We start from the raw sequence: 13,531 nt of genomic DNA, 5'->3' as shown, positions 1-13,531 counted from the left end.
ACCGGAGCATTCTCATGGAACCGCATGTGGCTGCCTGGCAGCTCGACATGTTCGGCGACGCGTCGCCGATCGTTATCCCCCCACCGAAACCCGACCCGCTTCCCGACCCATCCCAGTGGGCACCGCACGTTCGCGAGCAGCTGGCCGAAGCTGTGTTTTTCCTCGCGGTCGACAGCCGCCACGGTGACAGCGTGCCGGAAGCACTGATGGATTGTGCGGAGATCCTCCGGGATCGACTGTGCAATCGTCCCGTCGACAAGGCCGACTACTACGCGACGCTCGGATGGATCATGGAACTCTGGTCCGGCGCGATCCCGTATCCGCTCGTCTGTTCGCTCGGCCGGATTCGGTCGCGCTCGATGCAGGACGTGATCCGAGATAACCCGTTGCTCAACTTCGATTACATGCGGCTTAGCCGCTGGTGTAGCGGGCAACTGTCCCTGGAGGCGCAATGGCAAGCGTAACGATGTTTATCACACGCGTGCTCGCAAATGCGTTCCCAGGCGAAGGGCGCAAGCAGATCAAGCCGTCGTCTCCGGGTGCGTGCACACCGGATCGCGAGCGCGTGGTCGGAAAGGGCGCGTCGAACGAGACCCACGTCACGATCGACGGCATTCCCCACCTGTTCGTTGACGAGGGCGACTGTATCGTCGAATTCGAACCGGCTTTCGACGATCACACCGGCGACACGATGTTCGGTCTCAAGATCCTGCCGGACCTTGAACCGCACTGGGCGATGCGGGCTGAGCACCGGTCTGCGCTGAAGGATGCGATCGCAACCGCCATTCGGCGTGCGGCCGGTATCCAAATGCCAACCGGCTCCAATGTGTCGTCAGCCGAGGCTGCGCCGATGGAGGTGGCGCCGGCCGATGAGCTCGAGCGCCCGCGCGACTCGTCCCGACGTCCGGCGCGACCGCGCCGCGACGAATCCGCCAAGTCTGCGGCCGTGGTCGGTCGCATCACCTGGTGGGGCGAGGACGAATTCCCCGACCGTCGTTCGAACGGCTCACGCTTCTACAAGTCCTTCGCGATCCGTCTCGATACGTCGTATGGTGAACGCACGCTGCAAGGCGAGGGCTTGAAAGAAGCAATCTCGGAATGTGGTTGCCGCCTTGGCGACACCGTGAGCGTCAAGCGTCTCAGGAAAATCAAGGTGCCGGCCATGCGATCGGATGGTTCACCCAAGATCGTGAATGGCCAGCAAGTCATGTGGGACAAGTGGCTCTGGTCGATTACTCAATAAAGGAGTTTTAGATGGCATCTGTCAACAAGGTCATCCTCGTCGGCAATCTCGGCGCTGACCCGGAAGTCCGTTACCTGCCGAGCGGCGACGCCGTGGCGAATATCCGTCTCGCAACCACCGATCGCTACAAGGACAAGGCGAGTGGTGACTTCAAGGAAATGACTGAGTGGCACCGCGTCGCGTTCTTCGGCCGTCTCGCCGAAATCGTCAGCGAGTACCTGAAGAAGGGTTCGTCGGTCTATATCGAAGGTCGGATCCGCACGCGCAAGTGGCAAAGCCAGGACGGCCAGGATCGCTACTCGACCGAGATCGTTGCCGACCAGATGCAGATGCTCGGCGGCCGCGGCGGAAACGCGCAGCGTGATGGCGGCGACGACGGATTCGAGCAGGGCGAACGCCGACAGGCTCCGGCCAATGCGGCGCGCGCGCCGGCTCGCACGAATGGCTCGGGCCCGCGGCCTGCGGCTCCCCCGCCGGATCAGACGAGGTCGTACGGTGGTGGTGGCGGCTTCGATGAGATGGACGACGATATTCCGTTCGAATCGTGGTACCCGCGCAAAGCGTGGGCCGCGATCTGATCCCGGAAACCCTCACCGATCCGTCTACACGTCTCCCGTTTCTTCTCACCTTCGCGTGTGATGTGCCTCGCGGCACATCACACGCGAACCTTCTCCTCCCCTCTGTTCATCCCACGACGTTGCTGAACCAAGCCGACGCGCTCGCGCGGCTTGGTTGAGCAAGCGTTTCCGCGCCTGTCTCAGGCATCGACCAAAACCGCAATCCAAACAGGAGAGTGCCTATGAATGTGAAGTGGCTTCACCTTTCGCGCAGCGCAGTGCTCTCCATGTCACGTCGATTCGACGCGACAGCGGGGGGGGCGTGAGATGTGAGAGGGCGCTTGATCCACCGGTGGTTGCTTCCGCATCGATTGATGGGGCAGCTGCTTCGTACGTTTTTGCCAGAGCGCAAAAGGAGGCTGAATCATGCGAGAGCTGAAGAAGCTGGTTCTCGAGGACCTGAACTGGTCAAACATCTTTCCGCATTACCTCGACAGTCGTTATCTGGGGGATGCCAAGAAGCGTTGGTGGGCGTGCCCGCTGTGTGAAGGCGAGGAGACGTTTCGGCTCTATTCGCCCGAGAAGGATCCGAAGGGCGGCTGGTACTGCGCCCGCTGTGCGAAGGGTGGCACGGGCGTGCAGCTCATCCACGAGGTGACGGGAAAGCCGTATCGCGAGATCTACTACGAGCTCGAGACCGGAAACTATAACGGTGGCATTCCCGTCGAGGTGGCACGCAAGGTGAAACCTGTCCCGGTCCGGCCTGAGAAAAGCGACGAGCAGAAGTGTCGCGAGATGCAGGTCGCATGGGATGGTGCTGGGCCGGTCACGGCGGAGTCGCCGGTATGGACGTATTTGTCGACGCGGATTCCCGGGCTGCAGATCGAATGGATCGGGAAAGATGTGCGCTACCACCCCGGTATGGAGTACGTCGATGCATCGGGAAAGAAGCAAGGAAAGTTTCCCGTCATGCTGCTGCGCGCGCGTTCGCTGGCTGGAAAGCCGCGTCGCCTTCATCGGACCTATCTCACGGCTGATGGCACAAAGGTTCCCTTCCTGACGAAGAAAGGGAAGCAGCGAGCCAAGCTGGAGATGAGCGCGCCCGACGGAAGTTTTGGTTCGTCGGTGCTGCTCAACACGACACGGTCGCGGACCCTCGCGCTGGTCGAGGGTTCGGAGACGGGGTTCGCGGTGGTCGCGCGGTATCAGAATCGCATCGAGGTTCGCAGCCTGCTGAACTGCGGCGGCCTCGAGCGTGCCGACATCCGTTGGGACGATTACGACCACGTGATCATCTACGCCGACCGTGACCGGGTCGATGCGCGCCACGGCTATCGGCCGGGCGAGCATCACGCCAATATCCTTGCTGATCGCGTTCGTAGCCTCGGAAAGCGCGTCTCGATCGTCCGTTCGGTGGTCGAAGGTGTGGATTTCTGCGACGTGTGGGCTCAGCAGTACAAGCGCAGGACGCAACGTTACGAGCGGGCGCGCGCGAGACGGGCGATGCGCGATGAGGCGCGTCGGCGGAATCTCGCGCTCGCGGATGGAAGCAAAGTGTGCCGTGTAGTTTGACTTGAACGCCGGCGATCGCCGGCATTGGTTTGTTTGCCCGGTGGGGATACGTCCCCACCGGGCCGTATTGCGCCGGGCCTCATTCGGAGACTGATGATGGCCTTTCGTATGTTGCTGGGAGAGTTCGAGATCGTCGCAACCACGGGTGCGGCGAATGGCGGGCAGCCGACGGTGTTGTCGAAAGCGCAAGCGTTCGACGTCATCGACCGGAAGTGCGAGGGCGAGGCCCGTTATGTATTGCGGGATGAGCCGTTCGAACCGGCTGTGGACTTCTGTATGGCATGGCTCGCGCAAAAGGCGGCCAGTCGCAGACATTGAACTTGAAGCGAAGCGGCTCACCATTTGGTGAGCCGCTTTTTTTTCGTCCATGGATTCTGCATCGGCAACGAGCTTCCTGAACCTACAGCACGATCCGGAGGACCAGCAGGAAAAGCTTATAGGCACCCGAAGCCCATACCGCGCCAATCGCTCCGCCGATGAGGAACGGCTCGGCCAGACTCCCAAAGTGGCGCGCATGCAGGAAGATGCCGAAGAACCAGACGAAGGCGAATGCGTATGCCAGGATGATGCGTCGGACCAGGAACGGCAAGCGCTTGTACAACTGGTGAGCTTCCGTCGCGATCGCTATTACCTTGTTGTTCATTCGTGATCTCCCGAGACATGTTCCATCTTCGCGAGCCCCGCGAGGAAGTATTCGATCGCGATGCGCATTGCAACAAAGCTGAGCCAGAGGTACGGCGACGATAGCTTGTGGATCAGCTCGCCGTGACGAATCCAGTCGATGAGTTCCAGCATGGTGTGCATCCTATATGCACCGGTGCATAGCGCGATGCGCGCCATGAACACCGGTGTTATGTATCCATCTTCGCAGTTCCAACCCAAAGTCAAGCTGCAGTAGCGTGCTGCGGCGGCCCTGTCATTCGAAGTAGCCCGCCAGTTGTCCGCCAAGCTCGTCGCCAAAGCCAGCGCTTTCGTGCCCCGAGTCATCCACCCGAAGCACCTGGAATCCCTCGTTGTCGATGCCCCCCGCCGCGCGCGCCCCTGCCGCGGGAGGGGGCGAATACGCTTGCGTCTTCGTCTGAGCAGGCGCGTGAACGTATCCGGTCAGCTCCTGACGTAGCGTGGTCTCCGCCAGCGATTTCAGAATCGCGGCGCGATGGCGGGCCGACGTACACGCGCTCAGTCGCTCGAAGAGCAGCGGCGACACGAGCGGATTGATCGTGACAGTCATCTCGATCTTGTCGCTCATGCCGTCTCCTTAGCGACGTTCGCGGGCAAGGCCGGCTTCGCCGACCATCAGGAAGCCGCGCACGTTGGCGAGGCACGGCGCGTCGATCACCTCAATCAGCACACGCGGAAACGCGCGTCGGATGACCGCCGCGTAGAGCGCTGCGCCGCCGCCGGAAAGAATGATCGACCGAACGTTCGGCAAGCGGCCGACGTTGTTCTGCATTTCCTTGACGACGCCCGAAATCAGCGGTTGGGCCTGCTCGAGGTACGGCGCGAGATCAATGTTGGTTCCGTAGAAGAAGAACGGCGTCTGCTCCCGCAATGCCTTATCGATACGTTCGATGTCTTCGACTTCGTCACCCTGGTCGCGCGCGACGAGGCTGGCGATGCGCTGGTAAATCTGCGATGCGCCGCCCGGCATGCCGCCGCTGCGGTTGTCATCCATCGTGAAGCCGTTCGCATACACCCAGTCGGTCGTGAAGTAGCCGACGTCGACGACGAGGTGGGCGACGTCTCGCCCGAACTCGTGCTGCCGATTGCTCGACGCGAGTACCAGCGAGCCGAGCGGCTGTGGGATCACCACGACCTTGTCGACCGTGACCCGGCCAGCCCCGAAATCCAGTTCCCCGGCGAATCGTTCCTTCAGCTCGGCCGAGTACTTTTTCATGTTGTGGACGGGCAGGCCGAGCACCAACCGTTCAATGTGCGTGACGCCAGAAAAGTGGATCGCGCCAAACAAGAGGGCGGCATAGTTGTCGGACAGCACGTAGTCGTCTGCCAGTGCTCGGCCGGTATTGCCATAGGCGGCGGTAAGCGGCACATCGGGCCCGACTTCGTATTCGACCTGGTCGATGACGATCGTCGAGACCTTACGCGCGGTCAGTACGCTCTCGCCGTAGCCCGATAGCGTGCGGCTTGCGGCGAGGGGAGTCAGCGACGGGAACATGCCGGTCGCGATCGTTCCACTTGCGGCGCGGTGAGCGTATTTCGTGTTGCCATAGCCGACATCGACGGCGAAGACTGCGGTTTTCAAAGGCGACTCCTATAGGGACGAATGGGGCGGTGCCACAAATCAAAGTCGGACATGAAGTCGGACATTGAGCGCAGCGAGAAAGCGAAGTCGGACATGAAGTCGGACTTTGTCGAATGAGCGTCGCCAAAGTCCGACTTGATCTGGGAGTTTGCGCAGTGAGTCGCCCACAACTCCGAGTTGAAGTCCGAGATTGCTGAACCCAGTCTATCGAGCGATGCGCGAAGTCAAGTTTCGGAAAGCGCGCCGGTTCCCGTCAGCTTTCGGCCGGTGAGCCGGGGCAAATCGCTCTATTCTTCTTTTCACCTACCGCGTCATCGACGCATCGAAACCGAGTGCAAGGCACTCGCTCGTCCTCTTGGCCCGCAACGGGCCCCCAAACGCAGTCAAGTGTTCGGGCCGCACAACGAAGCGGCCTTTTTGTGAATTAGATCAAGTACACAGCGGTCAACAGTGAGGACCGCTGGACAGTGCGATATCCAGACGATCGGCGACGGTTTGTCGCCACAGGACAGCACGAGAACAAGTGGAGCCCCGGACACCGGACGCTTTACGAGCACTCGTGCGTGTCTGAACACACCCTTTCAGCGATCGATGCTGGGTGCACTCAGGAAGCCCGATACACCGCGGCCGACATGAGTGTGCTTGGGGGTGGGGGAGATCATGCGACCGGCAAAAGCCCGGTATCGCGATTCCCTGACAGGAAGAAAAAACGGTCTGAGCCGCCGTGCCCGAAAGGTCTCAACACGAATTACCCGGCATTCAACCCGGCGTCCGCATACGCGAAAGCGGTGGGTGTCGCGACGCGAGCGCGTCGGCTTGCAGGGTAGCCACGAAGCTGTACCCGGGCGGAGCTTCTCCGCGCAGCGCGACCGATGAGGGCGCGCGCGAATGGCGACGTCTTGCGCGAAGCGCGAGGCGAGTTGTTCAGGCAGCAGGTTGGACAGTCGGCGTGCATGTACTTCCCATGCACCGGGCTGATCGGATGGAAATCGCTAAAGGACAGGAAGACGCAATACCGAGCCGGCGGAATCCGGCAACCGCGCATTGCGCGAAGCGGGATGAGCTGCAACGTGATCGGGCACGGCGTCAGGTAGGGGCGCCGCGAACGCGCTGCGGCAACGAATCAACGAAGGTGCGGCGTCGGCCGCAAGGAGTAAATGCATGGCAGTGATCCTGAACGTTCGAGCGGTTGTGGGCCGCTATCGACTGCCGCCCGAGTTTCGCGACGCGCTGCTGGCGCTTTTCGATCAGCACGTCGCAGCTATCCATAGCACCACACGCATCAGCACCCGCGCACTCTCGATCAGGACGCAGGAAAACCGCGCAGCTGCACTGTGCAAGGCGTTCGTTGAGCTGCGCGAAGGCGGCTTCGCGTTGCAGAGCCCGTGGTCGCTGAAGGAAAAGCACGTGAAGTATCTCGTCACGCGGTGGGTCGATGCGGGACAGTCGGGTGGTCGGATCGAGAACAAGCTCACCTACCTGCGCGCAATCGCACTGTGGATGGGCAAGACCAATCTGGTCGGCACGCTCGGAGATTACGTGGACCGGCGAGCGGCGGGCCTGGTGCGCAGCTATGTGGCGACTGAGGACAAGTCGTGGGTGGCGCATGATGTGGACGCTGTAGCGAAGATCGACGAAATCGCGGCGACCTGCCCGTACACGGCGGTGCAGCTCAAGCTGCAGGCGGCATTCGGGCTGCGGGTCGAGGAGAGTTTCATGCTGCGACCGCTTGAGGCGGTGCGCAATCCGCAGACACTGGCCGTTACGCGTGGCACGAAGGGTGGCCGGCCGCGTGAAGTGCCGATCGAGCGGAAGATCTCGATTCTGGAGGAGGCGGCTCGGCTCAGTAATGGTTCATCGGGGTCGACGATCCCGGCCGGCCGCACGCTCAAGCAGTGGCGAGATTGGTACTACTACGTGCTCGGCAAGCATGGGGTGACGAAGAGCGGGCTAGGGATTACGAGCCACGGCTTGCGTCACGAATACCTGCAGACGCTGTACGAGCAATTCGCCGAGGTCCCGGCGCCGATCAAGGGAGCGTCGGTGCGGCCCGATCCCCAGGTGCACGAAGAGGCGAAGCGCCGCGTCGTGGCGGCCGCGGGGCATAGCCGCGAATCGAAGGCGAATGCCTATCTGTCGACGTTCGCGCGGCAGGAGGCAATGCGCAAGCAACTGCCGACCGTGGATGCGGTTGAGGCCGCGTTGCGGGCCGCCGCCGGCAATAAAAGTCATGCAGCGGCAGCGCTCGGGATTTCAAGGCAAGCGCTCTATCGGTTGCTCGCGTCGGCGCAGGATCGGAAGTAAGCGCCGACGAGGGCGCCGTTGTAGAGGATCGCACGTACGTCGCTCTGAGGATCGACGAGCCACCGAGCGCCGCAATCGATGGAGTTGCGCGAGAAATGGGCGGTGAAATAGGGTGTGTTATGCCTGCTGGGCCGATGGCACGTTCGGTAAGATGACTTGTCTCTCAGGTTCTAGCTCGGCCCTCGGATATGGCTAGAACTTTTTTCAAGCCGGCTCGCGCCGGCTTTTTTTTCACCAGCGATCCCGATCGGGCATCGCGTCGACGGCCATCGCGATCCGGTCTTCGAACAGGAAGTCCATGTGTTCGGTCGGTGACGGAATCTTCGGGAACTGGACGTAGTCGTGGCCGTCGATTTCCACCCACTTTGCGAGCTGGACGAGCTTCCGGTATCGCGCGGCGTCTTCGAGAACCGGGGAGATCGGCCACGTGTCGAGGGTCACGACGGCAGCGTCGACGACGCGTTGCGCGAGCATCTTGAAGACGGGGCCGAGCGATGCCCAGTCGCCCTCGGCACGAGACAACAGATCGAGGACCAACTGCGCATCGCATGCGCCGAGCTCGCGTTCGACAAGCGTTTGCAGATCGTTCTCGTCCGCCTTCAGGCGACTCAGGCGCCGGTTCCACGTTTCCGCGCAGCGCGTCTTGGCCGCGATCTCGTCATCGCCGATCGGTTCCCACTGCGTTGACAAGCCGCACCCGGTGCAATGGATGCAGACGAGCTTTTCGGTAAGCGGTGCTTCGGGCGGGCGCGGCAGCACGTCTCCCAGGCATGGCGGCCCGCCAAAGCGACCGAACTGGCTGAAATCAAACGCGCGGTTCTCCGGGCAATCGATCAGCCGTTGCGATCGCCCGATCGTGGCCCGCCCTCCGCAGTGGTCGCAGGGATAAAGCTGCTCCAACATTTGTAATATGAAAATAAGGTCGTGACCGGCGCATTATTGCCGCTTTTGTGTGACAGACAAAGGGGAATTAAACAGAGATTGTCCCCAATATTAGATTCACGACTCGGCAACATGCGCTCTCAGGCGGTTGCAGGCGACCAGACGGCCGTGCTGCGCGCGGCAGCTTCGACGCGCTCCAGATACCGAAGATAATCGTCGGTATCGTGTCGGGTAACGGTCGTTCGAATGATGGTCACGGTGCGCTCGTCGCTCGGCGCGCGAGGGAAAATCCGGCGCATCGATTCCGGCTGATCGACGATCCAGAAATTCCACTGACGAACAAAATGCCACCAGGTGCGCGCCCGCTCCAGCTCGGCCCACGTCGCACTGAATTCCAGCACCGCGCCGAGGTTCGTGAAGAACGTGCATCGAATGCCGTCATCATCGGCGGCCGCGACCACCACCTGGCGGCCGCGCGAGATCGAGCCGGCTTCGCGGCATGCCATTGACAGGGCGGGAAAACGCGGCGCCCAGTCGTGTGAACGGCAGACTGCGCGGTCGAGAAAGAGTGATTTGCCTTGCATATCGGCCTCCATGGGCATTGAGCATGCATCCATCTTGCCGTTCGCCGGGCAATGTCAAGGTTCGTCGCCGCCGGTCGGCTAAAGCGTGCCCGGCGCGATGCCGTAATCACGGGACATTACAACAGCTTGAGCCTCCTCCATGAAGCCGAAATCCGCGATCCGATCCAAGTCCGATCTCCTGCCCATCCCTTCCGCGGATCGGGACGGGATAGCACTCGAGTGCTATCTCGCGCTGAGCACGCTGCGGGCGGGTCAGGGCGATCGCCATACGCTGGCTGTGCTGACCCATGCGCTTGTCGCTGCGCACTTTCTGTTGGAGGCTGGGGTAGGTGACGGAAGCGAGAGCCGGGCGACGTTTGCCGCAGCGCAGGATGCGATCAACGAAATCGACTCGGATGCGGTGATCGCTGGACGATGTGCGGTGACAACGGAATCCTCGGCAGGGGCGATCGGCGGGTTGCTTGCGCTCTACGATCGGCAAATGAGCCGGGCGCCGCGCGCGACGGTGGCCCGGATCGTTGCGCAGGTGAATGCATATTGGCGTAAATCGTCCGGGGCGCTGAGCGAGCAAGAGCCGCTCGCGGCCTAGGCAGAACAATGAAGGGGTGACGCGTGGCGGTTCCGGATGCTCAAGCTCCCGGGGAACCGTGCCGTAAACCCGGATGGAATAGGGATTTCCTCCTCCTCGTTGTACTCCACCTCGCCCCGCACTTGGGATCCAAGGCGGGGTTCTTTTTTTCGTATGGGCCGTGCTCAGGCGGCCGGGCGGCGTTGCGCGGTCGGCGGGAGCGTTACCGACTCGAGCGGGTCCTCGATGTTCCATTCGACGGCCGGGATCCCGTCGCGCAGTCGCCGCGCGCGCTTGGCTGCCTTCCGAGCTTCATAGTCGGGCTGTCCGTTCATGCCATAGACCTCAACCTGGGTCGGCGTCGGCGTGTCCGTGAGCACGAAGTCGGGCAACATCGCCGCGCCATCTTCCAGCCGGATGGGTTTGTCGAAGGCGCGGTGTTCAGCGACTAGGCGATTCGCCATCGCCACCTCGTGGATGGAGTCGCAGGCGATGTACGTCGCCGAGCAGAGCATCGCGGCAAAGTTCAGCACCACGTGGTGGCCCTTCGGCGTTCGCTCGATGACAAGGATCGTGACGACTCTGGCGTTGCGGTCGCCCAGAGCGCGCCACGCATGCGCAAATCTGTTCTGTGCGAGGGCGACCAACTCGCTGCTCGCGTAATAGCGTTTTGCGCTCTGGCGCAACGTAATCGAGCGTCCGTATTGTGTCGTGCCGATCTCCGCGATTTCCCCGACGACGATGCCGCGATGGTTCGCGCCGTCCCGGTGACCCACGCGTGAGAGGAAGGCGTCGAACTCGGCGTTGATCGCGTCGCGGTCCGCCTCTTGGAACCGCCGCATCACGTGGAGCACCTGATCGGCCGGCACGCCGTTCACAACCGCGTCTCCCAGTCCGGCGAGGATGCGCGCATTGCATACGCCCCAGTTGCGCACGCGCTCGGTGCCCGACCAACGATTGAGTCCAGCGACTTGCCATAGCGCCTGGAGGAAGCCGAGGAGTGGCGCGGCGCGTCGCGAGGTGCCGGTCGACCTGCCGCTTCGCGCCGCTTTCGATCCCGAGCCGACCTCGCGCTGCGTCAATGCGACGTCGAGCTTCGCACGCAATCCCATCGGTGTGGCGACAATACCGGGCAGAGTTTGGCCGCCGTCAGCTCCGCCGGCGGTCGGATCTTTGTGGAATGGGCACGACGATCGGTCGTGCAACGGCCCTTCCTCGGGCCAGCCGGCGAGATGCAGCAAGTTGCCATACCGGCGGATCTGGAGTCGGAGGGGCGAGCCGGCGCCTCGGCAAAGGCAGTGCGCGTGCCCGGGATTGATCTTGGCTTGCTCGAGGCGACGCACGAAACTCGCGGGCTGTTCCTGCACATCCTCGAGCGGCACGGTCACGCCGGCGAAGGAAACATCGGTCATGTTGAGCTCCAGATGAATCGGTCATCACGCATTGGGCTTGGCCGGTTCGGACGGATTGTATTCGCGACCGGTCGCCTTCTCGGTCAGGAACCATTGGCCGCTCGACAGGCGGGTGACGTGGCAAAAAGGGAAGCGCTGCTCCATGAGCATTTTCTCATTGGCGTCGCGTTGGTCGCGCCAATGTCCAATGAGTCGAAGAATTTCCCCGATCGCCCACCCGCAGGCGAACACTCCTGCCAATGCGCATCCGCAAATCATCCTGGTGTAGGCGCTGAGCCGAGTGAATACCATGACAAGGTCGGCGATTAGCATGACGATGATCGTGATTGGAACAAGACGATGCATGATGGTTAAGGGCTCGGATTGGAGATTCCCGAAGGCAAGCCGGCTGGCGCGTGGATCAGCCGGGCTATCGGAATATGGTTACTGCTCGGAACGAAACGTTGAGGTAACTGGCTGCCAGTTCGATTGTGATCAGTGGCCACCACGGGCTCAGTCGGAAAGCCTCATCAATTCGGTCAGCTTTCTCGGTACCGTCATAGGAGGGCAGCTGAAGCTGCAAAAGCTATACGTTTTTCTCGAGCTTTCTGGGTTTGCCCCATCAACCGGTTGAGCTGGATGGCGTTTGCCTAAAAAATGTGCAGGCGGCTCTCCGTCATGCCCAGCGCGGTCGTCCGGGACTTTTCCACAACGTTGTTCAGCGAAATTGTGAGTATCTTGCTCGCGTTGCCCTACGCGTGGCTGGCAAAAGCCCGTGCGATATCCCGCCCATTGCCCGGCCAGTGACGAGCGAACACGCGATACGATCTTTCCACCTACCGCGTCATTGACGCATCGAACGAGTCCGCCGCCGGCGGCCTTCCATATCACCCAGACGGGACCACTCCCGTCGGGTGTGCTCTCCCGTTCATCCTGGAGAGCATCATGTCCAATCTGCATATCTGCGCCTGCGGGGTGCTTGCATGAGCCGCAAGAGCGCGGAACGCAAGCACGACCAGACCGCGGACCCGTATCAGCGCGAGTTTGTGCAAATGATCAAGGCTTTCTCGTACGGCCAGCACACGCATACGGTGTTTGCCGACTTCGTCGAGTTGGCCGCGCTGTCGATCAGCAACAGCGTCGATCGCACGCAGTTCGAGGCGCGCGAGAAGCGTTACCTGGAAATCGTCGGTAAGTACGAGCGTGAAGACGTCGAGCGGTTTCCCCGCATGCTTGGCGCGCTGACGCTGTCCTTCGAGCATCGGATGCAGGTGTGCGAGAAAGCTGGAGCGGATTCGGTACCCGTCTTTGACGGAATGACGGACGTTCTCGGCGAGACCTACATGATGCTGGAGCTGGGGAACGCCCGGGCCGGGCAGTTCTTCACTCCGTATCACGTGTCGCGCCTGATGGCCATGCTGACGACCGGCGACGGTCAGCCGCACATTCAGCAGCACGGATTCGTGCGGATGCAGGAACCGGCGTGCGGCGCCGGCGGCATGGTCATCGCGACGGCCGAGTCGCTCGCGGCCGCGGGTCACAACTATCAGCAGACGATGCATGCGACCTGCGTCGACATCGACCCGGTCTGCGTACACATGACCTATCTGCAGCTGTCGTTGCTGCATATCCCCGCGATCATCGTGCACGGTAACACGCTCACCGGCGAGGTATGGGGCGTTTGGTATACGCCGGCTCACATCATGGGCGGCTGGCGATGGAAACTGCGTCGACGCGAGCGCGAGCTGGCCGAAGCGGCGCTCGCCATCGAGGCGCCCGCGGCGGTCACTCCGCCGACTGAAGATGCGCGCGAGCCTCAGCCGACAGATGTTGAGGCACTCGAGTCCGCCGCGTCGTGGCCACTGGTTGGTGGCGACAACGATGTTGCCGTCGCGGAGCCGGAAGCGATTGCGGCACGCACGTATGACCGACGGACGATCTTCGACCTGTTCGAGGACGCTGTCGAGCAGACGGGTCCCACCGCGATCTTTGCGGCGATCGACCAGATGACGTTGTTCTAGCGGCCATCTCTTGAACCCAGCCCGATCCTTGTGATCGGGCCTTTCTTTGAAAGCTGAGCCGAAATTCCGGGCTTTCTCCTCTCCGGCGTGAATTTCGAGCGGTATCGTTGTCCCATCCAACGCGTCACTGACGCATCGACCCGCCG

Annotated in this window: 16 protein-coding genes; 8 read left to right on the top strand and 8 right to left on the bottom strand. The window is 62.0% G+C overall.

Translation table 11 applies throughout. The features are described 5' to 3' along the window. The first annotated feature begins 14 nt into the window (after positions 1 to 14). From LGM71_RS29780 to LGM71_RS29760, 5 genes are all read left to right on the top strand, one after another. Entirely contained in the window at positions 15 to 464 is a 450-nt protein-coding gene (locus LGM71_RS29780; RefSeq protein WP_226118002.1) for a hypothetical protein, read from the top strand. Next, a complete protein-coding gene (locus tag LGM71_RS29775) occupies positions 452 to 1,243 on the top strand; it encodes a hypothetical protein (RefSeq protein ID WP_226118001.1) in 792 nt (263 codons plus the stop codon). Before LGM71_RS29780 ends, LGM71_RS29775 begins: the two co-directional genes overlap by 13 nt. An 11-nt stretch (positions 1,244 to 1,254) precedes the next feature. Further along, entirely contained in the window at positions 1,255 to 1,821 is a 567-nt protein-coding gene (locus LGM71_RS29770; protein WP_226117999.1) for a single-stranded DNA-binding protein, read from the top strand. Positions 1,822 to 2,226: 405 nt separating this feature from the next. Next, positions 2,227 to 3,372 (top strand): primase-helicase zinc-binding domain-containing protein, encoded by a 1,146-nt coding sequence (locus LGM71_RS29765; protein ID WP_226117997.1) that lies wholly within the window; start codon positions 2,227 to 2,229, stop codon positions 3,370 to 3,372. A 93-nt stretch (positions 3,373 to 3,465) separates the two neighbouring features. Beyond that, positions 3,466 to 3,690, top strand: a complete 225-nt coding sequence (locus LGM71_RS29760; protein WP_041490331.1) for a hypothetical protein — start codon at positions 3,466 to 3,468, stop codon at positions 3,688 to 3,690. 82 nt (positions 3,691 to 3,772) lie between these two features. Here LGM71_RS29760 and LGM71_RS29755 read toward each other — a convergent pair whose 3' ends face one another. The 4 genes from LGM71_RS29755 to LGM71_RS29740 all read right to left on the bottom strand — a co-directional run bounded on the left by LGM71_RS29755 (position 3,773) and on the right by LGM71_RS29740 (position 5,635). Beyond that, positions 3,773 to 4,015 carry a hypothetical protein gene (locus LGM71_RS29755; RefSeq protein ID WP_012367201.1) on the bottom strand — a complete coding sequence of 81 codons (243 nt, stop codon included), beginning with the start codon at positions 4,013 to 4,015 and terminating at the stop codon, positions 3,773 to 3,775. Next, a complete protein-coding gene (locus LGM71_RS29750; protein ID WP_226117995.1) occupies positions 4,012 to 4,167 on the bottom strand; it encodes a hypothetical protein in 156 nt (51 codons plus the stop codon). Before LGM71_RS29750 ends, LGM71_RS29755 begins: the two co-directional genes overlap by 4 nt. Positions 4,168 to 4,288: 121 nt before the next feature. After that, positions 4,289 to 4,621 carry a hypothetical protein gene (locus LGM71_RS29745; RefSeq protein WP_226117993.1) on the bottom strand — a complete coding sequence of 111 codons (333 nt, stop codon included), beginning with the start codon at positions 4,619 to 4,621 and terminating at the stop codon, positions 4,289 to 4,291. 9 nt (positions 4,622 to 4,630) lie between these two features. Next, positions 4,631 to 5,635, bottom strand: coding sequence for a PRTRC system protein D (locus LGM71_RS29740; protein ID WP_012367198.1), 1,005 nt, complete (start codon positions 5,633 to 5,635; stop codon positions 4,631 to 4,633). Positions 5,636 to 6,796: 1,161 nt separating this feature from the next. Between LGM71_RS29740 and LGM71_RS29735 the strand changes: the two genes are divergently transcribed. Next, positions 6,797 to 7,939: an integrase domain-containing protein gene (locus LGM71_RS29735; protein WP_226117991.1), complete on the top strand. Its 1,143-nt coding sequence runs from the start codon at positions 6,797 to 6,799 to the stop codon at positions 7,937 to 7,939. Between the two features lie 231 nt (positions 7,940 to 8,170). Here the strand turns inward: LGM71_RS29735 and LGM71_RS29730 are convergent, their stop codons facing one another. Together LGM71_RS29730 and LGM71_RS29725 are read right to left on the bottom strand one after the other, a co-directional pair. Next, positions 8,171 to 8,842: a Lar family restriction alleviation protein gene (locus LGM71_RS29730; protein WP_226117989.1), complete on the bottom strand. Its 672-nt coding sequence runs from the start codon at positions 8,840 to 8,842 to the stop codon at positions 8,171 to 8,173. A gap of 119 nt (positions 8,843 to 8,961) precedes the next feature. Continuing rightward, positions 8,962 to 9,423, bottom strand: a complete 462-nt coding sequence (locus LGM71_RS29725) for a hypothetical protein (RefSeq protein WP_226117987.1) — start codon at positions 9,421 to 9,423, stop codon at positions 8,962 to 8,964. A 121-nt stretch (positions 9,424 to 9,544) separates the two neighbouring features. Between LGM71_RS29725 and LGM71_RS29720 the strand changes: the two genes are divergently transcribed. Further along, positions 9,545 to 9,994: a hypothetical protein gene (locus tag LGM71_RS29720; RefSeq protein WP_226117985.1), complete on the top strand. Its 450-nt coding sequence runs from the start codon at positions 9,545 to 9,547 to the stop codon at positions 9,992 to 9,994. 164 nt (positions 9,995 to 10,158) lie between these two features. Here the strand turns inward: LGM71_RS29720 and LGM71_RS29715 are convergent, their stop codons facing one another. Then, positions 10,159 to 11,385 carry a DUF1173 family protein gene (locus LGM71_RS29715; protein ID WP_226117983.1) on the bottom strand — a complete coding sequence of 409 codons (1,227 nt, stop codon included), beginning with the start codon at positions 11,383 to 11,385 and terminating at the stop codon, positions 10,159 to 10,161. 24 nt (positions 11,386 to 11,409) lie between these two features. After that, positions 11,410 to 11,730 (bottom strand): hypothetical protein, encoded by a 321-nt coding sequence (locus LGM71_RS29710; protein ID WP_226117981.1) that lies wholly within the window; start codon positions 11,728 to 11,730, stop codon positions 11,410 to 11,412. Between the two features lie 617 nt (positions 11,731 to 12,347). On the opposite strand from LGM71_RS29710, the gene LGM71_RS29705 reads away from it, so the two are divergent. Further along, positions 12,348 to 13,385 (top strand): N-6 DNA methylase, encoded by a 1,038-nt coding sequence (locus tag LGM71_RS29705; RefSeq protein ID WP_226117979.1) that lies wholly within the window; start codon positions 12,348 to 12,350, stop codon positions 13,383 to 13,385. The last annotated feature ends 146 nt before the right edge of the window (positions 13,386 to 13,531 follow it).

The sequence above is a fragment of the Burkholderia sp. AU33545 genome (genome assembly GCF_020419685.1).
GTDB lineage: Bacteria > Pseudomonadota > Gammaproteobacteria > Burkholderiales > Burkholderiaceae > Burkholderia > Burkholderia diffusa.
This window is presented reverse-complemented; position numbering and strand designations above follow the sequence as displayed.

Excerpts from the sequence above, each read along its gene's own strand:
- LGM71_RS29775 (WP_226118001.1), top strand. The coding sequence starts at position 452 with ATGGCAAGCGTAACGATGTTTATCACACGCGTGCTCGCAAATGCGTTC.
- LGM71_RS29745 (WP_226117993.1), bottom strand. The coding sequence starts at position 4,621 with ATGAGCGACAAGATCGAGATGACTGTCACGATCAATCCGCTCGTGTCG.
- LGM71_RS29730 (WP_226117989.1), bottom strand. The coding sequence starts at position 8,842 with ATGTTGGAGCAGCTTTATCCCTGCGACCACTGCGGAGGGCGGGCCACG.
- LGM71_RS29710 (WP_226117981.1), bottom strand. The coding sequence starts at position 11,730 with ATGCATCGTCTTGTTCCAATCACGATCATCGTCATGCTAATCGCCGAC.
- LGM71_RS29720 (WP_226117985.1), top strand. The coding sequence starts at position 9,545 with ATGAAGCCGAAATCCGCGATCCGATCCAAGTCCGATCTCCTGCCCATC.
- LGM71_RS29715 (WP_226117983.1), bottom strand. The coding sequence starts at position 11,385 with ATGACCGATGTTTCCTTCGCCGGCGTGACCGTGCCGCTCGAGGATGTG.
- LGM71_RS29750 (WP_226117995.1), bottom strand. The coding sequence starts at position 4,167 with ATGCTGGAACTCATCGACTGGATTCGTCACGGCGAGCTGATCCACAAG.
- LGM71_RS29780 (WP_226118002.1), top strand. The coding sequence starts at position 15 with ATGGAACCGCATGTGGCTGCCTGGCAGCTCGACATGTTCGGCGACGCG.
- LGM71_RS29770 (WP_226117999.1), top strand. The coding sequence starts at position 1,255 with ATGGCATCTGTCAACAAGGTCATCCTCGTCGGCAATCTCGGCGCTGAC.
- LGM71_RS29725 (WP_226117987.1), bottom strand. The coding sequence starts at position 9,423 with ATGCCCATGGAGGCCGATATGCAAGGCAAATCACTCTTTCTCGACCGC.
- LGM71_RS29735 (WP_226117991.1), top strand. The coding sequence starts at position 6,797 with ATGGCAGTGATCCTGAACGTTCGAGCGGTTGTGGGCCGCTATCGACTG.
- LGM71_RS29755 (WP_012367201.1), bottom strand. The coding sequence starts at position 4,015 with ATGAACAACAAGGTAATAGCGATCGCGACGGAAGCTCACCAGTTGTAC.
- LGM71_RS29765 (WP_226117997.1), top strand. The coding sequence starts at position 2,227 with ATGCGAGAGCTGAAGAAGCTGGTTCTCGAGGACCTGAACTGGTCAAAC.
- LGM71_RS29760 (WP_041490331.1), top strand. The coding sequence starts at position 3,466 with ATGATGGCCTTTCGTATGTTGCTGGGAGAGTTCGAGATCGTCGCAACC.
- LGM71_RS29705 (WP_226117979.1), top strand. The coding sequence starts at position 12,348 with ATGAGCCGCAAGAGCGCGGAACGCAAGCACGACCAGACCGCGGACCCG.